We start from the raw sequence: 22,136 nt of genomic DNA, 5'->3' as shown, positions 1-22,136 counted from the left end.
TTTTTTAATTGTACAAACTGCGGAACTCCTCTTCAAGCATGGACATCATAATCATGTTATGAAACTCTCCGTCTACATAAAGAGCATCCCGCTCCACACCGTCGCGTTGAAAACCAAGCTTCTCATAGACATGAACGGCTCTGGGGTTAAAAGTATATACGCCGAGATGGATGCGGTGCAGCTTCAAAGTTTCAAAGCCATATCGTAGCATTTGAATCATAGCTTCAGTACCGTAACCTTTACCCCGATGTTCATGCCCACAAATGCCGATCCGGATATTTGCACTACGATTGTCCGGATCTATTTCATTTAGTACCACTTCTCCAATGAGTTCACCCGTGTCCTTTACTATAATCATAAGATCCACACGATCCTCGGCTGGAACACTAATCTTACGAATCCAAGCTGCCGTCTGCTCACGGGAGAAATCTTCTTGCGATCCTGTTAATTGCCCCATCTCAACATCAAGCAAAAAATTATAATAAGCCTCCAGATCGGATGCTTGCACACCGCGTAGTTGAATCTGTTCGCCTTCAATCTTTGGCATGGCAACTGATTCTGTCATAACTAAACTCCCCCTTACTCAAGCAAAACTAGATTCCATGGCTTTTATATACTTTTTAGATCAACATAGTTCTAGTCTCGCGGCTTATCCACGGAATCACGATGTACAATATCCGCTGCAATAAGAATTTTCTCAAGCGGTGCAGAAGGATTATGAATACGGCTCAGAAGTTTCTCCACTGCGGCTCGGCCCATCGCTTCTTTAGGAACATGAACAGTTGTAAGCGGTGGAACGCCTCTTAAGGCATCCTCAATATTATCAAAGCCAGTAACCGAGATATCCTCCGGAATATTAAACCCTTCTTCCTTGAGGATGTCACTGACCGAAAGGGCTGTGGAGTCGTTAGCGCAAACCAAGGCTGTCGGGAGTGTTTTGACTTTTTTACGCTTATTCACCCAGTTTTTAAAATCCTCCTGAAATAAGTCTTCCTCCACCCCTTCCAGAAAAAGATTCGCATCATCTTCCAAAGGCAGTCTTATTCCGCTCTCCTCCAGCGCACTCCGGAAGCCAATCCACCGGTCGCGGAAACTGCGTGAGAATCCAATATTGCCGATAAAATGCATTTGGGTATGGCCTGTGCCCATCAAATGATTCGTAAGTCGAGCCATAGAATCCACATTATTCGCAAACACGGTATCACTTGGAATTAGCGGATCTTCATGGTCAATCAACACCATCGGCAAACCAATACGGTGTACCTCAAGCAGCAAGGAAGTAGAGATTTGGCCCACACCTATCAAACCAAGGATTCCATTGGGATTCAAAATATTAACGAAATTATCCGCACGGTTCTCGGAGATAATGACCATCCCAAGCCCTTCCTGATCCAGCGCAATCGCAATACCATCCACAATTTTTCCCCAATACAAGGAATCCTGCGTCTGAGAACGAATATTCGGCATTAACACCAGCACGGATTGCTTATTCCGATCCCCGCCACCTACCGGGGGGGTGCGTTTTATGCCTTGGACAAAAGCATTTTTCTGCGTAAAATAACCCAGCTGCGATGCCGCTTGAATCACTCGTTCTCTTGTCGTCTCATTAACGCCGCCCTTACCCGAAAGTGACTTGGAGACAACGAATTTGGATACGCCGAGATGATCAGCGATTTTTTGCATGGTGACCTTTTTAGCCATATATAACCCTCCAGAGAATGTCATCAAATTTATGTAGTACTAACTTTAAGGCTGAGAAGTTTGTGACGCTCCTGCCCGCGCTTCCTTCCATTTTGCATTTAATTCGTCAAAAGCCTTTTGTAAATCAGGCGCAGCCAGTAACTCCTGAATATAATCCCCGGACCAAAAGGACAGCTTGGCTCTATTCGCCAGCTCGATGAACGCATCACTTTGTACAGTAGCATCGAGTAGCTTAGGCTTATAAGATAAAAACTCACGGTACTGCGACATAGAGGGATTCAAGCTTCCATCTGCCGGAAGGAATCCCCAATCATCTCGATAGGAAGTCTCCTTCACAAAAAAACTCAACCACGCCATAGCAAGCTCTTTGTTCTTGGTATATTTACTAACCCCCATGAACCAATCTGGATTGATCGGCGCATAATGAGCGCTGCCATTATCATACGGAAACGGGAAGAATCCAATATCATCCGGGGCAGCCCCCACATCAAGGACTTGTCCAATCGTCCAATTTCCAAGTAAATACATCCCTGCTTGACCTTTAGCTAGCTTAGTCTTCGATATCTCCCAATTGTTCGAGAATAGTTCATCTTCAACATAGCCTTTACCAATTAAGGTTCGAGCAATGGAAATTGATTTCCCCCACTCATTATCAAGCTGCCACGGGTTATCCTCATTTACCATATTATTTAGATACTCTGGATTACCTGTCATATAGTTAACCAAACTGTTTCCCCATTCACGTAAAGGCCAGACGGCTCCATAATTCATATATAGGGGGATAATACCCGCTTGTTTTAATTTCGCACAAGCTTCGTAGAATTCATCCAGCGTCTTAGGAACAGTAGCTATTCCTGCTTTTTCGAATGCCTTTTTATTATAGACAATCCCAACCGTAGTAGTCCCCGTGGACAGCCCATAACGTTTCCCGTTATACGTAGCAAAAGAGGTGAAACGCTCACTAGCGGCGGTTTCTTCATCCAGCGGCTCGAAAAAATAATCCAGCTCCTTTGACGGAAGATTCACCGGAAGCAACAGTACATCACCGGCATCTTTCGTGGACAGCCGTACCAGAATATCCGTTGCATAATTGGACAAACCTTCAAATTCCACATTGGCTTCGGGGTATCTCTGTTTAAATTGGTCCGCGTATCCTTGAAAAGTTCCGTTCTCAATCAGATCTATTCGATTGGTCATCATGACTATGGTGCCGGACAAGTCAGACTTCACCTCGTCTCCAACTGGAGGCGGGGTGGATTCCGTCTGCTTATTGTTATTGGCACAGCTACTACTCAATAACACTAAGAGAAGTAACAGTATGGTCCGCATAGTCCATTCTAATTTCAACCCCTTCAACGGACAGCCCCCTCTTATTTCGTTACTCAGGTAAGCCAATTAATTCCTGCTCCAGTAATGGCAGCGACAAAATAACATCGGTCCCTCGTCCAAGCTCACTATATACCTGGATCCCAAATGCCGCTCCATAATGAAGACGCACTCGCTGCTGTACATTTTTCATGCCTATCCCCCCGTTAATGCTTTTCTTAGGAGGACTTTCGTTCTGCAGCCCATCATTCAATTTCTCCAAAGTCTTCTCATCCATTCCGATCCCGTCGTCTTTAATATGAAACAACAGCATTTGCTCTGTAATCTCGCAGCGGATGCTTAAATGCATTTGCGGCTTATTATCATCTAAGCCATGGTAAGCTGCATTCTCAATGATAGGCTGGAAGACCAGCTTGATAATAGAGTAATTATCTAACGACTTCGGCACATCGATATCCAGTAAAAAACGGTTAGGATAACGATAGTTCAGCAGCTCGACGTAATTACGCACATACCCAAGCTCTTGCTTCAATGTCGTATTGCCACTCAGATCACTTGTACTGTACCGTAGCAGTTTGCCCAGAATAGAGATCATATCCGCAGCTTCGACATCATCATTCAGCTCGGCGGTCATTCGGATGGACTCCAGTGTGTTATAGATAAAATGAGGATTGATTTGACTCTGCAGCGCATGAAGCTCTGCTTCCTTTTTCTGTTCTTCTATGCGGTAAATATCCTGAATTAGCTGCCTGATTCGGGCTAACATACGATTAAATTGATGCCCCAGCAGACCAATTTCGTCACGCCGTTTAACTCTGAACATCACATCCAGATCGCCGCCCTGAACTTTTTTCATCAATTGAATCATTTGAGTCAGCGATTTAGTAAGGGCAACGGAAAGAATAATCGAAATAATTAACGCTAGTACTATGATACTTAATGTAGCAGCAAGTGTTGTATTACGGGTCAGCTTCACATCACGCATCAGTACATCAACAGGAATAGAGATAATTACCTTCCAATTGGTTTTGGTAGAGCCAGAGTAAATATTCAACCGCTCTTTTCCGTTGACTGTATCATAAAAGCTTCCAGAAATGCCTCCAACTCTTTTGAACAAGTCTGAATCAGAAATATCTGTGGCCAGCAGCTTCTTGTCGCTGTCGTAGATGACCATTCCCTTCTCATCCACAATCAACGACTTCCCATGGGTGACTTTATCCAGTTCCTTAACTTGATTCTCCAAATTGCTAATATTCGCTTCAACCGCAATCAGCCCGATTGGATTTAACAAGCCATCCACGATTTTGCGAACAACGGTAAAAGCATATCGGGTGCTCTGCAGATTACTTGTATACGCTTGAGTACCGAACAATAATGCTTCTCCGCTGGAATCCTTAGTCTGCTGGCTCCAGTATTTATAGCTTTGCTCGAGATCGAGTCGTACGCCACCATCCTTCGCAGAATAATAACCATTTCCGTAAGCGTCAAAAATATAAACCGAGTTCGCACCTCGCTTAATATTGTTAATAAACGAAATGTTGCCCTCTATCCCCCGTTGAATGGACAACAGAAGATCAAAATCACCGGGCGACAAAGCAGCACTCCCAGTTGCGCCTCCCATAATCTTTTTCTGCTCATGGTAGTTGTTCGAACGTATTAAATTCTGTTTGATATCATTCACATAGGCGGGCATAGATGAAATACGCTTCATATCTTCGATATAATCGTCTACTCCATCCATCATTTGATCGATTAATTTCTCAGAATAAGCAATGGTGTTCCCCTGAATAGATTCTGAGTAGCTCTTGAAGGTAAATACACTGATGAAGGATAGCGGGAGGGTAATGATAATTAAAAAGACGAGGAGCAGCTTGCGTTCCATGCTCATGTCCCCGATAACGGACCACCAGCCAGAGATGCGTCTACCTTTCATTTGGTCCTTCTCCTTAATACTTTTTACCTAACTTGTTATTAAATTATAACAAATACCTAACAAAGTTATTATACGGTGTAGTTCTTCATTACACAACAACAAACCGCCTCTTCATGTTGAAGAAGCGGTTTTGTTAGGTAAACAATTTAGAAATTAGTGATGAATCCACTCATTTTATAGTGAATAATGACAGCTTGTCCTTCAATTGACCTGAAGCACTTTCCAGCTTGCCAGATAATGAAACGAGTTGATCACTTACATTTTGCTGTTCATTACTGAGTGAAGCTACTTCTTGGGAAGTTGCTGAAGATTGCTCAGCTACGGCGCTAACGTTCCCCATAGCCTCTGACAACACACCTTGCGAATGATTCAGACTGCTAATCGCTGTCGTCACCGATTCCAGGCTTGTTATGAATTCATCCATCTGTCCTTTTACGGACAGGAAGATATCACTTGTACTCTTCACGGAGCTTACTTGTTCTTTAAACAGTGGTGCTACTTCGGATAATACAGCTTCCGTTTCGTTCATTTCCGCCATGATCTTATCCGTAATTCCAGCAACAAGGGCAATAGATTGTTTCGATTGGTCAGCAAGCTGCCGCACTTCACCCGCAACTACCATGAAGCCCTTACCAGCTTCTCCTGCACGAGCGGCTTCTATTGTCGCATTTAATGATAAAATATTCGTCTGTTGCGTGATACTCTTCATCACATCCAACACCTTAATTACGGAGAATACTGTCTCCTTCAGGTGGTTGACACGTTCGACAAGTGCACTTGTTTTTTCTCCAGTGCGGCTAGTCTGATCCAGCAGGTCAGTTAATTGCTTAGCACCTTGAGCACTAGCTTCACCAACCCCACGTGCTGCTTCATCCATCTCAGTGTTGGCGTATATTACAGTCTGCATTTGCGTAGCTATCACATCTGTAAGCTCATTACCTCGTTCAGCTTCAAGCGCCAGACTGCCTGCCCCACCGGCAATTTCTTCCGTAGCGGCTGCGATTTCCTTCGCAGAAATAGCTGTCTTCCGTGAGGCTTCACCAAGCTCGCCAGCGGTCTCCAGCACATCCCGAGCGGTTTCTGTCGTTTGCGATACAAGCTCAGTAATACGCTCCATCATCACGTTAAAGGAAGCTGATAGCTGGCCAATTTCATCTTTAGAGACATATTCTGTACGTACACTTAGATCACCACCTGCACCTTGTACCATAAGATCCTTCAAGCGTGCTAGAGGGCGAGCAATCATACGCACCATCCAGATCCCGATTACTATGGCTAGCAGAGCCGCACCAGCAGCCGCAATAAAAGTAGTCAACAGAATCGGACGTGCTTCTTTTACTAGCTCATCTGTTGGGACTACCCCTGCCAACTTCCAATCCGCCCGGATCATTGGATTAAAGACAGCAAGGATCTCTTTCCCGTTTGTATCCTTCTCATCCAAACTTTTGTTATCCTTTTTACTTGCCTGAATAAAAGCGAACTCTGAAGGTTTACCATCGTCTTTTGAATCCGAAGAAGCTACTACGGTTCCATCAGGAGTGACAAGTTGAATTCGAGAGCCATCTCCCAGCTGTACACTTGCGAATGATTCCTCCAGCAATGTATTCTTCAACACAAGGATGACTATGTATCCTGTACCTGAGCCCAGGGTTTTGAGAGATCTTGCCATAGCAATATTTTTGTCTCCATCACCTTGAACAGCTGTCGAGAACCATATGTTCTTGGCTGCATCACCATCACCTTTAGAATAGTAGGATTCATAAGATGCAGTGTTGTCGACAATCTTCTTATACCATTCTTGTTCTCTTATGTTATCTAACTTAATGCCGCCACTGCCACTTGTAACAATATCTTGATCAGGCGACTCCGGGATCAAAGAAACACTAAGAATATTAGAATCCGTTGTAATCTGACTGGATAACTTTTTACTTACTGCGCTTGTAGCTTCAAATTTCTCATAGGAAGATTGTGCAGTCACTAAAGACTTCAAATCTTCTTGCATCTGCGCATCAAAATAAAGCTGTAAAGCCAAGTTCTCGTACTGTTTCAAAGTAATATCTAACTTCTCTGAGGTCTGAATAATAGTCTGACGGTAGGCTTCCGATACGTTGTTCTTAATTGTCTTCTTGGCTTTTGAATAAGATAGCAGTCCAAGTGCCATTACCACAATTACAATTGCACACAAAAATATCAGGAATATCTTCACGCCAACAGATTCCATAGGATTAACTCTTTTGATCTGTCCCCGCAAATCTATCCCATTCTTCAAATTAAACTTAGGTGTCTTAACTGCCCCTTCAATCTTGCTTGTTTCCTTGTTTCCTGTGATCGCCGATTTCTTATTCTTTTTATTCATGCTAAACCTTCTCTCATTATGCTTTTCACTAATACTATCTTGATCAGGATCCCCCATCTTGATCACCTACCCGCTAATATTAGAATACGCATGAAAGCGTTAACCAATATATATATCGGCGTATTAGGTCTTTTTCCTTAGCTTTACGAGACTTTTTTTACAACTTTTAACCTATGTATGTTTAAACATAATAAATAGCTTGCTGCACCTCCTCTCTTGGAGATATTTGTTAATCCCTAATATATATAACTTATTGTTTGCTTTGTCAAAAAGAAAAACAGGGAGGCTCTTGGATGACCAAAGGCTTCCCTGTTTTTTATTAAAACTTCTTCTTACGCATCATATCAAAGTATGCAACCGGTTGATCTACCTTCATGCGAATAGGTTGCAGTGGATGACGGGCGGCATCAAGCGAATTGCCTTTCTCATCCCATATTTCGCCAACCGTTTGCTTGAAGAACGTATCGTTAGGTCCAAAGAATTCTACTTCCTGACCTGGCTTAAAGTGATTGCGCTGTTGAACTAGTGCCGTACCACTTTCAGCATCGTATTCAATTACAAGTCCGGCAAAATCATACGGAGCTGCTTTTTCTTCAGGCTCATAGATATGATCTTCATGATCCGGAGTATCATAGAAGAATCCTGTGTTTAGCGGACGGTTAGCGGCTTTATTAAGCTCATCCAGCCATTCCTGCTTCAATTCATACCCTTCCGGATCTGCCATATAAGCATCAATGGCTTTACGATATGCATTAACGACAGTAGCCACATAGTGGATTGACTTCATTCGTCCTTCGATCTTGAAGCTGTCGATACCCACTTCAATCAGTTCAGGTATACTTTCCAGCATACACAAATCCTTAGAGCCCATGGAGAAGGGATTATCTCCTTGCTGATGCAGTGGAATCTGAGTTACACCTGGAAGCAAAGGAGCTGGAGATTTCGCTTCAGCCTGCTCTTCCTCAGACACCCAAGTCCCTTCCGGACGTGCATCCTCAAACAAATCATATTTCCAGCGGCAAGACTGGCAACAGCCCCCGCGATTGGAATCACGGTCGGTGAAATGGTTGGACAATACACAACGGCCCGAATACGAGGAACACATTGCACCATGGATGAAGCTTTCGATTTCAATGTCGACATGTTTTTTAATCTCAGCGATCTCTTCCAGGCTTGTCTCACGGCCCAAAACAACACGCGGAAGCCCCTCTTCCTTCCAGAAGGACACCGCTTGCCAGTTCAACGTAGACTGCTGTGTACTCAAATGCACTTCAAGACCAGGCACTAACCGGCGTGCTGTATCTACAATGATTGGATCAGCTACGATAATAGCAGCAATCCCAGCTTCATATAAGTTACGCAGGTATTCTTCAATTCCCGCGACATCTTCATTGTGAGCATAAATGTTTGTTGCAACAAATACCTTAGCGCCATATTTCTTGGCGAATTCAACACCTTCGCGCATTTCCTCGAAGCTGAAATTATCTGCGCCGGAACGCAAGCCGTATTGTTGTCCTCCGATATAAACAGCATCCGCACCATAGTGTACTGCGAACTTCAATTTTTCCAAATTACCAGCCGGAGCGAGGAGCTCCGGTTTGTCCAGACGGTAACGTTTGCCCTTATATTGCGGCTTTGTCATGGTTCCCATTCCTGTTCTCCCCTCCATCGCCCACAAAGCTAAGTCACATGCTATAAATGCTGTACCTAATCTTCGTGGGGACCTATAACCTCTTTATTTTTATCAAACTTAATATACTTGCTCTTTATAGAAAAATCCGAAGCTTAACTCCCGTTCAGGGTCCTGCACCGTTCTGATTACATCCATCCATTCCTCATTGAAGGCATAACCTTCTGGATCAGCCGCATAAAGATCTATAGCTTTACGATAAGTCTTCACAACCGTTACATTATACGCTATCGATTTCAAGAGTCCCTCAATCTTAAGGCTGTGTATACCTGCAGCCATCAGAATATGCAGATCCTCCAAAATACAAATATCATCCGAGCTCATAATATGAGTGCCGTTCTCGTCTTCATAAATCGGGAATTTCTGGTCATCTCGTTCTTCCTCAATCAGAAATAGTCCGCGTTCCTTCCCGAGACTTCCTCCATCACTAGGACGGCCTTGATGTGACATATAGCTTTCAACAAGCTTCCGCTTGGAATGGTATATATTGGTCATTCCATGAACCTGCACCTGTGCCTCAATCTCCAAAAGCGGAACCATTTCCGTCATTTCATCCATATTCAGCTCACGGGCCAGCACAACGCGAGAAGCCCCCTTGCGTCCCCAATAATTCGCGGTCGCATAGTTGGTGGAAGTCATTTCCGCATTCCAGTGCAGCTTCATTGCTGGCGCTTCTTTCTTCACAGTGGTTAACACTGCTGGATCCCCGAATTCAACACCATCAATGCCAAGCTCACCTAAAGCCTTCACATAGGCAGGAAGCTCATCCAGCAGACGGTTGGACATCAGCCCACCCAAGCTTGCATACACTTTGCAGCCTCGCGAATGTGCCATTTCTACGACAGTCGCTGTATCCTCCAGAGAGAAATGTCCAGCAAGCCGCATCCCAAAACGGTCATCCCCAATGAGCAACGCATCTGCTCCGGCATCCAGCAGAGCAGCGGCTTCCTCCAAGGACGCTGCCGTTACCAGCAATTCCGGTTTGTTAGTCATGTTGTACCTCCTACTTGTACAGTTATTTCAACCGCACCACTCTTCATTTTAATAGTTTATTTCGATTCTTGCTTACTTTTTTCGATATTGGCTAAATGTTCCTTGTAGGTCTTAGCAAATAAATGGCCCTGTGTACCATCTTTTTTGGTCACATAGAAGTAATATTCAGAAGCTTCTGGTTCGAGTGCCGCTTGAATGGACTCCAGCCCCGGATTACTAATAGGTCCCGGAGGAAGTCCAATATTCTTATACGTATTATATGGACTATCAACTTCCAAATCTTTATACAAAAGTCTTTCCTTCTGCTTATTGAGTAAATATTGAACGGTAGCGTCGATCTCCAGCTTCTGCTCTTTCTTTAGGCGGTTATAAATAACACCAGCCACAAGCGGACGTTCACTATCCACCACAACTTCCCGCTCAACCAGCGAAGCTACGGTCAACAGTTCATGCAGAGACAATCCACGCGTTTCTAGCTTTTGCTGCCAGTTAGGAATCGTATCTAGCTTCTTCTGGAACTGATCCAAAAGCGCTTCTACAACTTCCTGGGGCGTGCTATCTTTGGCCAGTTCATAGGTTTCGGGGAATAAATATCCTTCAAGACGGTGGCGTAGATTCTTATCCTGCGGGATACCCAGAATATCAATCCCCTTCAAACCTGCACCAGTATCCATAATTTCAAGAAAAGTAGCCGCATCCTGATTCCAGGCTTCAGCGAGCTTCTTAGCGATCTGCTCAGCAGTATATCCTTCGGGGATAGTAAAGACCACAGTTTCTTCCTTAACTACATCACCTGCATTTAATCTTGCAATGAGTTCATCATAGCTGTCACCGGGCTTAGCGATATAAGTACCTGCTTTGAAGCTAGAGCCTTCTTTAGTCCATTTCAAATATCCCTTAAAAAAAAGACTCTTACGGATAATGCCATTTTGCTCAAGCAGATCAGCAATCTCCGCACTTCCCATGCCCTTCTCTATCGTAAATGTTACAGCAGGACCTGCAGGCTCTACCGGCTGCATCCCGTTCCAAATGTACCATGCGCCCCCACCTCCTGCTGCTACCAGCAAAAGAATAATGATTAACACAGTACGGATTGCGGATTTCAAGTCTGGTTCCTCACTTTCCGACTATAAAGTATAAAAGTGTATTGCCTAAAATTCAATATATATTTCCTTAGATTGATGTATATAGGATATTGCTCGCATTTCAAGCAAAAAGAGCGCGGAATTCTCCGCCCTCTTCCGTGCCCATCATAAATGTAACGTACATGTTTAAGTTTTATTCAGCGCCATCTGCTGGAAAAGTCATCTCATCGTATAGCTCAGAGATGTCTTCCCACTCTTCATCGTCCATAATGCTCTCTAATTCCGGAAGTCCGTCAGAAGAGACAACGATACGCAGGATTTCATACTCCACGTCTTTGCCAGAGCCTTTCAGCACTGCATATCCGCGATCACCGACTTCAAATTCGGCGATAATATCGTAAATGGAAGATTTGCCTTGCTCATCTTCCAGTTCTACAGTTTCTCCGTAGGCTTCTTTAAGCCGTGAAGTCCATACCGCTTGATCAGCGGATATCTCAGTCATTCTCCGATCCTCCGTCCAACTCGTCGACCAGTGTGTTGAAAGTCTCTTCGACAATCGCCCACTCCTCGTCATTATCGATCATGAACAATTGAAGATCGTCGCCTTCTTCCACATAACGGAACGCGTATACCTCATCGGTTTCCTCGTCCTCGGAGTCTAGCGGAACCACCATCATATACTTAGCGTCCGAGCCATCAACCTCAAACTTCATAATGACCTCGAATTCCTCTTCATTACCTTCCTCATCGGGAATATAGATAATTTCCGGTTCTTCCTCTTGGCCAATCTGTTCGTTTGTCATATCCTCGCACCCCTCACCTTTTACTGTTAGCATCCAAAAAATTTTGCAAAATCAGGGCTGCAGCCATTTTATCCACAATCCCCTTGCGTTTCTTCCGGCTGACGTCCCCTTCAATCAGCACCCGCTCTGCGGATACCGTCGTCAGACGCTCATCCCAAAGGTGTACGGGCATTTCTAACTCTTCCCGTAGCTTATCAGCGAACTCTATACAGATTTCGCCCCGGGGTCCTACTGAGCCGTTCATATTCTTCGGTAGACCAACTACAATCTCTCCAATTTCGTGCTCTGCAACAAGTTCACGAATGCGTTCGAACTCATTACCCGTACCTCGGCGCTCAATCGTTTCAAGAGCTTGTGCCGTCCAGCCAAAAACATCACTTGTGGCTACACCGATTCTACGGTCGCCGTAATCTAAACCTAACTTCTTCTTCATTTCGGATTGTCCACCCTGTGATTGACGAGATAGAATCTAACCAGCTCTTCAATCAGCTCATCACGTTCTTTTCTCCGGACCAAACTTCTCGCATTGTTATGGCGCGGAATGTAAGCCGGATCTCCGGAAAGAAGATACCCTACGATCTGATTGATCGGATGATACTCTTTCTCCACCAGTGCATCGTATACTGCTAGCAATATTTCCTGGGGAGAAGCTTCCTTTTCGTCGCCCTTCACATTGAATTTGACCGTTTTGTCCATGGAGTCCATTTGTGACACCTTCCTTCTGCAAAATCGCCTTTTGGGACGGCTTCGCAAAGTTGCTACTGTGCAGCTCGCTTGCTTCCTTTATCATAACATATTCATGCCCCAACGAGGAAATCCTGCCCGTTATTAACGCTTTTTTTGGCATTTTCTCTACAAAAATTATGATATTTTTGGCTTTTAAGCTATTGTCAAGCACAATTATTCATGAATATCTAACATCCTGCTAATAAAGAGTAGCGGTACTGATATCAAACTCTCAGTACCGCTATGTTTTCTCGTAATACGTTTAGTTAGAGAAATGGTTTCGTAATTTTAACTTAGGCTAAGGAAGCTACCAATTCTTCAGCCTTTGCCAATGCTTCGTTTAGCTTAGAAGCATCTTTACCGCCGGCTTGCGCCATATCTGGACGCCCACCGCCACCACCGCCGCAAACCGCTGCAATTTCTTTAACGAGTTTACCAGCGTGGAAACCTTTCTTCACCAGGTCTTGCGGTACAGATACTACAAAGTTCACCTTATCATCCATCGCCGCACCTAGTACAAGCACTGCATCCGGAAGCTTGGATTTCAATTCATCCGCTGTGGAACGCAAAGCATCCATATTGCCTGCTTGAACAGCAACAGCCAGGAGCTGCGTACCTGCGCCAACTGTCTTCACGCTGCTTGTAAGTTCAGCAGCAAAAGTAGCACTCAGCTTGGATTGCAAGGACTCATTCTCACGCGAAAGCTCACGCACCTGGTTATGCAGCGCTTCGATCCGTTTCGGAACGTCATTCAGAGAAGACTTAAGAAGGCCTGCTGATTGTTTGAGCAAATCTAGCTGACTTTCAGTGAACTGGTAAGCGTAACGTCCGGTAACCGCCTCGATGCGGCGCACTCCGGAACCAATGCCACTTTCGCTAAGCAGCTTGAAAATTCCGATTTGCGACGTGTTGGATACATGACAACCACCGCAAAGCTCAAGGCTGTAATCACCCACTTGAACGACACGGACGATATTACCGTATTTTTCACCAAAGAGTGCCATTGCTCCCATTGCTTTAGCTTCATCAATCGGCTTGTTCTCAATCACTACATCTAGACCGCGCCAGATTTGTGCATTTACGCGATGTTCGATATCGCTCAATTCTTCTGGAGTAATCGCTCCAAAATGGGAGAAGTCAAACCGCAAACGAGCACCTTCCACTAAAGATCCCGCTTGATTAACATGCCCGCCAAGAACTTCTTTAAGCGCTTTGTGCAATAAATGGGTAGCTGTGTGGTTCTTCACGATATCTTCACGCTCCGCACGATCCACTTCCGCGCGAACGGATTCGCCCACTTTCAATTCTCCCGCTTCCACAGTTACCAAATGTACGTGTTGGCCGTGTGGAGCTTTAAAGAGTCCTTTTACCTTAGCTGTAACTGAACCCCCAGTAAGCACACCCGTGTCACTTACTTGTCCGCCGCTCTCAGCATAGAACGGTGTTGTATCAAGAATAACTTGGCATTCTGCGCCTTCACTGGCGACATCTACCAATTCATCACCCACAACAATAGCCAGGATTTTCGACTCTGTTACCGAGTCATTATATCCAACAAATTCACTTTTAACCGTCAGGTCTGCTAGTGCGCCTCCCTGGATCTTCATGCTGCCGCCATCATGACGTGCAGCTCTCGCACGGTCACGTTGCTCCTGCATAGCCGCATCAAAACCTTCTCGGTCTACAGTTAAACCTTGCTCCGCTGCGAAATCTTCGGTCAGGTCAAATGGGAACCCATAAGTATCATATAACTTAAATGCATCGGCTCCAGCAATATTGCTGAGACCCTCTGCTTTTGCTTTAGCACTGATCTCACCCAAAATAGCCAATCCGTCAGACAATGTTTCGTGGAAACGTTCTTCTTCAGTACGAATAATCTTTGCGATATATTCGCGGTTGTCCACAACGGATGGATAGTAGACACCCATAATTTCGCCAACGGTTTCAGTCAGCTCATACAGGAATGGACGATCCAGACCCAAGGTCTTTCCGTACCGAACAGCACGGCGAAGCAAACGGCGGATAATATAACCGCGTCCTTCATTAGAAGGAAGTACTCCATCCCCGACCGCAAAAGTAACGGTACGCACATGGTCAGCGATTACTTTAAGCGCGATATCCTGCTCAACGTTATCTTTATAAGTTACACCCGCGAGCTGTGCTGTCTTTTGAATAATAGGTTGGAACAAATCAGTGTCGAAGTTGGAATCTACATCCTGTAGAATGGATGCAAAACGCTCCAAGCCAGCCCCTGTATCAATGTTTTTATTCGGAAGCGGCGTATAGCTGCCATCCTTGTTATGGTTGAATTGTGAGAACACCAGGTTCCATACTTCTAACCAGCGTTCATTTTCTCCACCTGGATACATTTCCGGATCGCTCATATCACTGCCGTAAGCTTCACCACGGTCATAAAAGATTTCCGAGCAAGGACCGCATGGGCCTTCGCCAATATCCCAGAAATTATCGTCGCCCAGCTTAATGATGCGTTCAGCAGGCAGGCCAACCTTTTCATTCCACAGCTTAAATGCCTCTTCATCCTCTGCGTACACCGTTACGGAAATACGTTCCGGGTCAAAGCCGATCCACTCTTTGCCGGTTAGGAACTCCCAAGCCCATGTGATAGCTTCTTCTTTGAAATAATCGCCGATGGAGAAGTTACCCAGCATCTCGAAAAATGTATGGTGACGGCGTGTCTTACCCACATTCTCGATATCATTGGTACGAATACATTTTTGTGAGTTAGTCAGGCGCGGATTTTCTGGAACCTCCCGGCCATCGAAGTACACTTTCAAAGGTGCCATACCCGCATTGATCCACAGAAGCGAAGGATCGTTGTGAGGAACGAGGGACGCACTTGGTTCAATCTTGTGACCTTTACTTTCAAAAAACTTAAGCCATTTGGAACGAATTTCACTTGCTTTCATCATTTACAGCTCCCGTCTCATCTTTTTACTTCGGCATTTACACCGGAAATTACAAAATACCTAAAAAATAAAAACAAAAAAACGCCCCTGAATAATTCAGGGACGATTAATATCGCGGTACCACCCTGGTTATCGCCTTGACCCCACTAATGGGACAATTGCAGACGATCGCCTTGTCGCGGCTGATAACGGGCGCCCCCGGTGAGCATTGATCTCACACTCCGAAATTAGCTTTCCACCGGCCTGTCTTCAAGGTTCTCACAGCCATTACGAAACGTTTCGTAAAGGAACCTTTTCTCTGATCAAGCCATCCTCCGGTGTACTTCATTTTCATCAACGATTTGTCCGATTTGCATTTTAACATTTCAAGTATAGCCAGTGCCCTTGCTTCTGTCAATCTGGGGATGGGCGAATGTGAAGAATAACACATGATTTTTGTAACAGTAAACTTGGACTCAAAAAGGATATAGTGAAATCTAAGGTTAATTTGGAATATTTTGTATCAGGAGGACTGCCGTCGATGCTTCACTCCAAGGAGTTCAATCTATCATCGATTTTTGAAGCAAAGCCTACACACTACCTTTTTATAGCGAGCCTCATTTTTATTCATATTATTTTTACTCTTGCGGTTAATCTCATCCTTTTTGAGCATGGATATTTAAGTTTTATTGCCAAAAACACAAACCACTGGATCAATGAAACGTTAGCCGCCAATCTAGTTGGGCTTCTCTTAGAAGTAATTATTTTTTTGATTCTGATAGCTAAAGTTTCGCCCCGGGATTTTGGGTTAAAAATAGAAAAATTAAGAGCCGGACTGCTGGGTACCTTTCTGTTTTGGCTCGCTATAAATATAGTAGATTTGTGTATGGTACACCTGAATCACTCAGAGCTAACACTTAACAATGCTATCTTCAGCCATTCAAATTTAGTTTTCGGTGAAATTCTAGGTCAAGTCTTGGGAAATGCTTTATTGGAAGAAATCTTATTTCGCGGCTTCCTGCTCGTTCAAATCTATCTATACTTAAAAAAAATCAACAACAAAACTACACGGATGATCTCTGCAATGCTGATTTCACAATCGATCTTTGCCACCATACATATCCCAAACCGGATTTACTCAGGATTAGTTGGAATGGAGTTTGTTTATGATTTTATCATGCTTCTAATTCTAGGAATTATATTCGCTCTACTCTATATCTTAACCCGAAATTTATTTTTCGTGATCGGCGTTCACTCATTAATGAATATTCAGATAGTGTTTTGGAACAGCAATTTCACATATACGGCAACTTTATTATGTGTCTTATTACTGACCTGTCTTTTGCTTTGTATAAAAAGGAAAACATTTCGTGCGCAGCAACGGGCGGATATGGGGCTCTGATAATTAGAACTTTAATTATTCACAAAAAGAAGTTCCCCCCTTTAAGCAGGAGGAACTTCTATCACTATTACTATAATGTCTCTATTAATTCGCACCCTCTGCAATAGCTTTATAAGCAGCTAAATCCGTATAAACTTCCTCTTTAAGCGGATTGCGTTTATGCTTGATGATTTTATAGAAATGATAACCAAACACTGCAATATTAGCAGCTAAAGATAATGCACTTACTATCCACAGAGCGGTTTCACTATGAGAGGATTGTACAGAGAACTTTGACTCACCAACAAACGCCGGGAACGACATCGTAAACATCATCCAAATCGCCAAAGTCTGTGCACGATGCTGCAGCCATGCCCCTTTTTTAAAGAAGAACGCCGGGATGGTACAAGAGATCAACAATGCTGCACCTGCATAGAAGGAATGGTCAGAAACTGCATTATATACATAGGCAAAGTTCCAAATGTCATAAGCAATGATCCAGAACCAAAGCTGGTCAGGCCACAACATATCTTTACTCTTATCTTTACTGATCACAATACCCATCCAACCAGAAATCGTAATAATGTTCAGAATACCTGCGATCCCGTTCATAATGTTCCAAGGACCACCTACCATCATTACGCCATCCACCATACCTTGCAAGCTGTACACTTGGAAATCACGAATAACTGCTTCAAGAATGTTAACTGCAAGGATAATAGCCGGGAACATTAATATATATTTATTTTTGTCCCATCCTTTAACATAACGGATAGCCATAAACCCTATACATCCTGCCAAAGCAGAATATACTTTTACCCAGTGAAACCATGTTCCAGTACTGGAGCCTTCTCCTGCCGTATTTGGCCAAACCGCTATGGTAAGAACAATAGGGACAACTATAAACAGAATGATTGAGAACCACTTGCTCTTCCGTGCTATTTCATTTACAAACATTAATCCTGCTAGTACTACTAACCACATTAGCGCAGAGTACCAGGGAATCGATTCGAATAAAAACATGTTTTACTCCTCCTTGTAGGTTGGTGTATGTAATCTGTGTCTCAGGTCCAATATAGCCCATCCCTCTTTAAACGATCAAATCGCTTAAAACGTTGATTTATCAGTGTTTTTTTAGTTTCATTTCAAGTTGAGTTTACACAACCCTAGCACTAGAATTCGCCAAACTTTCTACCTTTCTTCTGAGAAATCTATTAGAATACATGTCTATAGAACTATATACTGCAAACCTAACTTGAATGTAAAAAAACCTTGTCGACAAATTTCTTTGTGGACAAGGTTCCTCTTTAATGTTATTCAAAAGAATCGTTCAACCAAGTGTTTCGCGTATATAATACAATTCTCAAGTGTAGGGAAGTTCATGATTTCTCCAGCTAAATAGATATTGTTTTTCCCCTGCATCTGATCAACCCGTTCATAAAATCCCTCATGTAGCGCATTAGAATCCACATGTGGGAAATGCCTCCAACGCTTCATCATATATAGTCGAATGCTCTCTCCGCCCAGCTCGCGAAGTTTATTTTCTACCGTCTCTCGCATTTCCAGATCAGTCATAGCTTCATTCTCTGCTACATAAACCGTAACTAGATCCGTAGTTCCCATATCTGCCCACCGATAGTACCATGCCATCATATGCCCTTTACGTTCAGGGTACATATTCCGGGGGATATAGCCAGAAAGCTCCGGCAACCCCTTCACTCTATACGCATATACCCTAAACCATTCATAGGTTATATTCGCTAATAAAGTTTTGTCCTCACTTGACAGGCTAACTGTATCGCCCATTTGCTCTAAAGCTGCTGTATAAATGACCTTGTCAAAATAAAAGATGTCCTGACTCGTCTCTACTCGAACCTGCCCATCTTGTTCTTGCTCCATAAAAAGCACTTCACAAGTCAGGCGTAGATCGTTTACTTGGTCGGCCATTCGTCTGATCAGCTCAGTAACACCCTTAGGCCAGGTTATCATATGAGTAATTTCAATAAACGACAACAGATTATCATAGCTTAGAAATTTCAGCACATATGCAGCGGGAACATTATGGATACCACCGAATCCAAAAGTATTAAAATAATGCATGTAGACCTGCTCAAGGACAGACAGCTTATTCTCTACACACCACTGCGAAAATGGCTGACATAAATCTGGCGGTAAGTGGAGAAAACCCGGTTCTTGGAGAGACTCATAGCGTTTCAGAATATCCGGCAATCGTTTGAATTCTTGTGTAAACGCCTCTATCTGCTCCATGGGAATTTGTGAAGTTTTTCTCCCATTATTATCAAAAAATCCACGTTCTAACAATGGTCCCCTATCCATAAGATCAAAATCTCTCATAAAATCCATCGTATGTTTATAGGTAGGCAGGCCGATTAGCGTCCCCATTTCATAACTTTTTCCTTTGTACTCAATAGAATGACACTTTCCTCCTACTCTATCCGACTTCTCCATGAGGGTAATGTTGGTATATCCTTTTTTCGCTAATTCATAAGCAGCCGTAACCCCAGAAATCCCTGCACCGATGATTCCAATTCGGTCTTTATTCTTCGTGTTTGTCATCATCCGTTATCTCCTTGTAAATAACCATAATGGCAAAGTTTCTCGTTGTCCCGTATAGGCAAGTGCGACATCCGATGGTATTTTACCTTGATTAGGTCCGTCTGTAATTTGCCTGCTGAAGTTGTAGGTTCTCAAGTATTCATGTAAGCGCTTTTCTAAAATCTCAAAAGAATCTATCGTATCATCTACCCAAGCCTGCTGGTAGAATTCTTTGGTCAACACCGCCGCAAATTGCTGCAAGGGCTGAAATATCTCTGTTTGGTCTACCGTTATAGCTACTTGATTAATATTGTTCTTATGTAAAAATTCACTATATTTATGTTTTCCTCTGTCCCAGTTCGTAATGAATTCACGGCTTTTGTTCGTAACCAGATTATCGATATGAAAATCTAATGTCTTCATCAATGGGAGAACTTTCAGATGCATAAAATCTATAAAATGAATGGTAGATTTCCGATTGTATAGCTTAACTAGACCTAGTCTGGAGTAGGCATCATAAATTACATATTGATATACCTTTCCGACCCTCGGGAAAACTCCCAAATAGCTAATACTCTGCTGACACATATACCCGGGATGAGCATTTATCGGATTCTTCATCTTATAATCTAGTATTTTCCGTTTCTCTTTAAATCCTTTAGTGTGAGTGGATTGTGCGCCATTCCTCTTCTTTGCTTTGATTTGATTGGCGTAAGCTTCACGTTCTATTCGTTTATTTAGTCCGTTTCGACGTAGTACATTATAAATACCGGATTCCCCTATTTGCATACCTTCATCTTGCAGTTCATAAAAGATGCGTTTAGGCCCATCCTCAGGAAATCTGGCGACGTACTCCAAGATCAATCTTTCCGTTCTCTTATCTACTTTATTAGGCATTACCGGCTTTCTTTTCTTCTCCCCAAGTCCATCCATTCCATGTTGTTGATAAGCTTTAGACCACTTATAATAGATCGTCCGGGAAATGCCAAACTCCTTACAGGTTTCGCTCACATTCTTGCTGATGGCCCCTTGCATGAGGATATGATATTTGCTGTTCGCATTCACCTATTTGCACCCCTCCTATCTTTATTTTATACATAGTTAACGTTTAATTCATTACTATTCTTAAAAAAATGGGAGAACGCTCAAAGCGTCTCACCATTCCGAACAAAATGCGTTATGTATTTCCCTGCGGAAATCTCCAAGCAATTTAGTCGTTGGCCATATGCACAGCCACCATCTATGCCAATTTTATCTCCCAGTGGACTAAACCAGATTTCTTCTGAATCATGCAGATCCATCGTCGAAGTATGACCGAAAACAACCGTTTTGTTAGTGCTAACTACCGGATTCTTATAAAAGGGTTCTCTAATCCAGATAAAATCATAAGGGTCCTGCTGTTTCCAATCCTCTATTAATGGATTAATGCCTGCATGAACAAAAATATGTTCTTCCGTCTCATGATAAAGCGGCAATGTGCTCAGAAAGTCTATATGATGTCTATAGTCCCGCCTAATTTTTTCTTTTAGCTGCATATAATCCTTCCAGCCAAAATCCTTCTGCAAACCTTCGTAGCCCGCCTCGCAATAGCTCATCAGTGTATGAAATCCGCCGTTAGTTAGCCAATGGGTATCCAATTTATCATCATCGCTGGTGAGCGCATCGTAAGCCATTTTATCGTGATTTCCTTTGAGAACTATCGCTCCACATTCTTGCTGCAGAGTCATCACTTGCTCCACAATTCCTTTACTGTCCAGACCTCTATCCACATAATCTCCCATTAAAATAAGCTTATCCTCCGCCGGGCGATAATTCACTTTTGATAATAGGGCATTGAATTCTACATAACTTCCGTGAATGTCACTAATTGCAAATATTCTGATGATAATCACTCCTTGCTCTAAGATGCAAAAAAAGATGTTCCCGCAGGTCTGCAGGAATATCTTTTGATGTTGGGCTTTCTATACTGAATCTATAACTAATGGCTCCTCATCCGACTGTGGAAAAAAATGACGGCTTCTGACCTCATGCACCGCTTCTTGAAAACGATCGCACAAAAAGATCAGCTGGTCGATCTCTTCCTTACCGACCTTTTGCGTGATTTCACTCAAAATGCCGGAATAGGATGCCATCTGCCTGCTATAAATCTGCTCTCCAAGCTCACTCAGACAGATATATACGACCCGACGATCTGTATCGGATGTTGTACGCACTACGTAACCTTTTTCCTCCAAAGTATTTGCCATTTGCGTGGCAGTAGGTCTACTTATCTGGAGCAGGTCACTTAATTTAGAAATCATAACTCCCCGGTGCTGTTTGTCACCTTCAGTGGCTTTCTTTTGCTTCATTACAGTGTGAATGACGTACATCATAACAAACTCTCTATACGATACTACATCAATCGAGTAGGGGCGAGCAGTCAGACGCTTTATATTTTCAAGGGCTATGATCAGCTTCTGCTCTTGATTGTCATGGGTATCCATAGGGCACCTCCAATATACCTCAATCTAATTAGATTACTTACCTATTCCCAAAAAATCAAGTCAAATTCAAATTCTCTTTAAATTAAAATTTAATAATTAACCTGTTGTGCTAATTGATGAATTTGTGTATTATACATAAATGATAGTTTGGCTACCTAATTATTACGACATGAATTCCCAAACTACAATATATAGAA

19 protein-coding genes are annotated in these 22,136 nt (G+C 43.2%); 1 reads left to right on the top strand and 18 read right to left on the bottom strand.

Features of this window, described 5'->3' with window-relative positions; translation table 11 throughout:
- Positions 1-4: 4 nt before the first annotated feature.
- The 13 genes from NST25_RS07950 to alaS form a co-directional block, all read right to left on the bottom strand.
- The gene (locus tag NST25_RS07950; RefSeq protein WP_339190194.1) at positions 5-565 is read right to left on the bottom strand and encodes a GNAT family protein; all 561 of its coding nucleotides are present in this window, start codon (positions 563-565) and stop codon (positions 5-7) included.
- Between the two features lie 71 nt (positions 566-636).
- The gene (locus NST25_RS07945) at positions 637-1,701 is read right to left on the bottom strand and encodes a LacI family DNA-binding transcriptional regulator (RefSeq protein WP_339190192.1); all 1,065 of its coding nucleotides are present in this window, start codon (positions 1,699-1,701) and stop codon (positions 637-639) included.
- A 45-nt stretch (positions 1,702-1,746) separates the two neighbouring features.
- The gene (locus tag NST25_RS07940) at positions 1,747-3,057 is read right to left on the bottom strand and encodes an extracellular solute-binding protein (protein WP_339190190.1); all 1,311 of its coding nucleotides are present in this window, start codon (positions 3,055-3,057) and stop codon (positions 1,747-1,749) included.
- 22 nt (positions 3,058-3,079) lie between these two features.
- Complete coding sequence (locus NST25_RS07935) at positions 3,080-4,960, bottom strand: sensor histidine kinase (protein ID WP_076279762.1); 1,881 nt, start codon at positions 4,958-4,960, stop codon at positions 3,080-3,082.
- A 169-nt stretch (positions 4,961-5,129) separates the two neighbouring features.
- On the bottom strand, positions 5,130-7,316 hold the full coding sequence (locus tag NST25_RS07930) for a methyl-accepting chemotaxis protein (protein WP_248547696.1): 2,187 nt from the start codon (positions 7,314-7,316) through the stop codon (positions 5,130-5,132).
- Positions 7,317-7,635: 319 nt separating this feature from the next.
- The gene (locus tag NST25_RS07925) at positions 7,636-8,967 is read right to left on the bottom strand and encodes a U32 family peptidase (protein ID WP_036675585.1); all 1,332 of its coding nucleotides are present in this window, start codon (positions 8,965-8,967) and stop codon (positions 7,636-7,638) included.
- 99 nt (positions 8,968-9,066) lie between these two features.
- Positions 9,067-9,999, bottom strand: a complete 933-nt coding sequence (locus tag NST25_RS07920; RefSeq protein ID WP_076126299.1) for a peptidase U32 family protein — start codon at positions 9,997-9,999, stop codon at positions 9,067-9,069.
- Positions 10,000-10,055: 56 nt separating this feature from the next.
- Positions 10,056-11,105: an endolytic transglycosylase MltG gene (gene mltG, locus NST25_RS07915; RefSeq protein WP_248547697.1), complete on the bottom strand. Its 1,050-nt coding sequence runs from the start codon at positions 11,103-11,105 to the stop codon at positions 10,056-10,058.
- A 172-nt stretch (positions 11,106-11,277) separates the two neighbouring features.
- Positions 11,278-11,586, bottom strand: a complete 309-nt coding sequence (locus tag NST25_RS07910) for a DUF1292 domain-containing protein (protein WP_076104918.1) — start codon at positions 11,584-11,586, stop codon at positions 11,278-11,280.
- Positions 11,579-11,887, bottom strand: coding sequence for a DUF1292 domain-containing protein (locus tag NST25_RS07905; RefSeq protein ID WP_038569507.1), 309 nt, complete (start codon positions 11,885-11,887; stop codon positions 11,579-11,581). Before NST25_RS07905 ends, NST25_RS07910 begins: the two co-directional genes overlap by 8 nt.
- A gap of 13 nt (positions 11,888-11,900) precedes the next feature.
- Positions 11,901-12,320: a Holliday junction resolvase RuvX gene (gene ruvX / locus NST25_RS07900; RefSeq protein ID WP_036675598.1), complete on the bottom strand. Its 420-nt coding sequence runs from the start codon at positions 12,318-12,320 to the stop codon at positions 11,901-11,903.
- The gene (locus NST25_RS07895) at positions 12,317-12,592 is read right to left on the bottom strand and encodes an IreB family regulatory phosphoprotein (RefSeq protein WP_036675601.1); all 276 of its coding nucleotides are present in this window, start codon (positions 12,590-12,592) and stop codon (positions 12,317-12,319) included. Before NST25_RS07895 ends, ruvX begins: the two co-directional genes overlap by 4 nt.
- A 314-nt stretch (positions 12,593-12,906) precedes the next feature.
- On the bottom strand, positions 12,907-15,540 hold the full coding sequence (gene alaS / locus NST25_RS07890; RefSeq protein ID WP_339190188.1) for an alanine--tRNA ligase: 2,634 nt from the start codon (positions 15,538-15,540) through the stop codon (positions 12,907-12,909).
- Positions 15,541-16,060: 520 nt separating this feature from the next.
- On the opposite strand from alaS, the gene NST25_RS07885 reads away from it, so the two are divergent.
- Positions 16,061-16,921, top strand: coding sequence for a type II CAAX endopeptidase family protein (locus tag NST25_RS07885; RefSeq protein WP_339190186.1), 861 nt, complete (start codon positions 16,061-16,063; stop codon positions 16,919-16,921).
- An 84-nt stretch (positions 16,922-17,005) separates the two neighbouring features.
- Here NST25_RS07885 and NST25_RS07880 read toward each other — a convergent pair whose 3' ends face one another.
- The 5 genes from NST25_RS07880 to NST25_RS07860 all read right to left on the bottom strand — a co-directional run bounded on the left by NST25_RS07880 (position 17,006) and on the right by NST25_RS07860 (position 21,939).
- A complete protein-coding gene (locus NST25_RS07880) occupies positions 17,006-17,923 on the bottom strand; it encodes a DUF5692 family protein (protein WP_076134042.1) in 918 nt (305 codons plus the stop codon).
- A gap of 294 nt (positions 17,924-18,217) precedes the next feature.
- Positions 18,218-19,480 carry an FAD-dependent oxidoreductase gene (locus NST25_RS07875; protein WP_076184718.1) on the bottom strand — a complete coding sequence of 421 codons (1,263 nt, stop codon included), beginning with the start codon at positions 19,478-19,480 and terminating at the stop codon, positions 18,218-18,220.
- Positions 19,481-19,483: 3 nt separating this feature from the next.
- Positions 19,484-20,521: a helix-turn-helix domain-containing protein gene (locus NST25_RS07870; protein WP_339190184.1), complete on the bottom strand. Its 1,038-nt coding sequence runs from the start codon at positions 20,519-20,521 to the stop codon at positions 19,484-19,486.
- Between the two features lie 80 nt (positions 20,522-20,601).
- The gene (locus tag NST25_RS07865) at positions 20,602-21,348 is read right to left on the bottom strand and encodes a metallophosphoesterase family protein (RefSeq protein WP_340393729.1); all 747 of its coding nucleotides are present in this window, start codon (positions 21,346-21,348) and stop codon (positions 20,602-20,604) included.
- 69 nt (positions 21,349-21,417) lie between these two features.
- On the bottom strand, positions 21,418-21,939 hold the full coding sequence (locus tag NST25_RS07860; protein WP_076126288.1) for a MarR family transcriptional regulator: 522 nt from the start codon (positions 21,937-21,939) through the stop codon (positions 21,418-21,420).
- Between the last annotated feature and the right edge of the window lie 197 nt (positions 21,940-22,136).

This window comes from Paenibacillus sp. FSL E2-0190 (assembly GCF_037992965.1).
Lineage (GTDB): Bacteria > Bacillota > Bacilli > Paenibacillales > Paenibacillaceae > Paenibacillus_AQ > Paenibacillus_AQ odorifer.
The sequence above is the reverse complement of the archived record's forward strand: the minus strand, read 5'-3'. Positions and strand labels throughout refer to the sequence as shown.

Excerpts from the sequence above, each read along its gene's own strand:
- NST25_RS07930 (WP_248547696.1), bottom strand. The coding sequence starts at position 7,316 with ATGAATAAAAAGAATAAGAAATCGGCGATCACAGGAAACAAGGAAACA.
- NST25_RS07945 (WP_339190192.1), bottom strand. The coding sequence starts at position 1,701 with ATGGCTAAAAAGGTCACCATGCAAAAAATCGCTGATCATCTCGGCGTA.
- NST25_RS07880 (WP_076134042.1), bottom strand. The coding sequence starts at position 17,923 with ATGTTTTTATTCGAATCGATTCCCTGGTACTCTGCGCTAATGTGGTTA.
- NST25_RS07935 (WP_076279762.1), bottom strand. The coding sequence starts at position 4,960 with ATGAAAGGTAGACGCATCTCTGGCTGGTGGTCCGTTATCGGGGACATG.
- ruvX (WP_036675598.1), bottom strand. The coding sequence starts at position 12,320 with ATGAAGAAGAAGTTAGGTTTAGATTACGGCGACCGTAGAATCGGTGTA.
- NST25_RS07885 (WP_339190186.1), top strand. The coding sequence starts at position 16,061 with ATGCTTCACTCCAAGGAGTTCAATCTATCATCGATTTTTGAAGCAAAG.
- NST25_RS07905 (WP_038569507.1), bottom strand. The coding sequence starts at position 11,887 with ATGACAAACGAACAGATTGGCCAAGAGGAAGAACCGGAAATTATCTAT.
- alaS (WP_339190188.1), bottom strand. The coding sequence starts at position 15,540 with ATGAAAGCAAGTGAAATTCGTTCCAAATGGCTTAAGTTTTTTGAAAGT.
- NST25_RS07875 (WP_076184718.1), bottom strand. The coding sequence starts at position 19,480 with ATGATGACAAACACGAAGAATAAAGACCGAATTGGAATCATCGGTGCA.
- NST25_RS07920 (WP_076126299.1), bottom strand. The coding sequence starts at position 9,999 with ATGACTAACAAACCGGAATTGCTGGTAACGGCAGCGTCCTTGGAGGAA.
- NST25_RS07925 (WP_036675585.1), bottom strand. The coding sequence starts at position 8,967 with ATGGGAACCATGACAAAGCCGCAATATAAGGGCAAACGTTACCGTCTG.
- NST25_RS07950 (WP_339190194.1), bottom strand. The coding sequence starts at position 565 with ATGACAGAATCAGTTGCCATGCCAAAGATTGAAGGCGAACAGATTCAA.
- NST25_RS07860 (WP_076126288.1), bottom strand. The coding sequence starts at position 21,939 with ATGGATACCCATGACAATCAAGAGCAGAAGCTGATCATAGCCCTTGAA.
- NST25_RS07895 (WP_036675601.1), bottom strand. The coding sequence starts at position 12,592 with ATGGACTCCATGGACAAAACGGTCAAATTCAATGTGAAGGGCGACGAA.
- NST25_RS07910 (WP_076104918.1), bottom strand. The coding sequence starts at position 11,586 with ATGACTGAGATATCCGCTGATCAAGCGGTATGGACTTCACGGCTTAAA.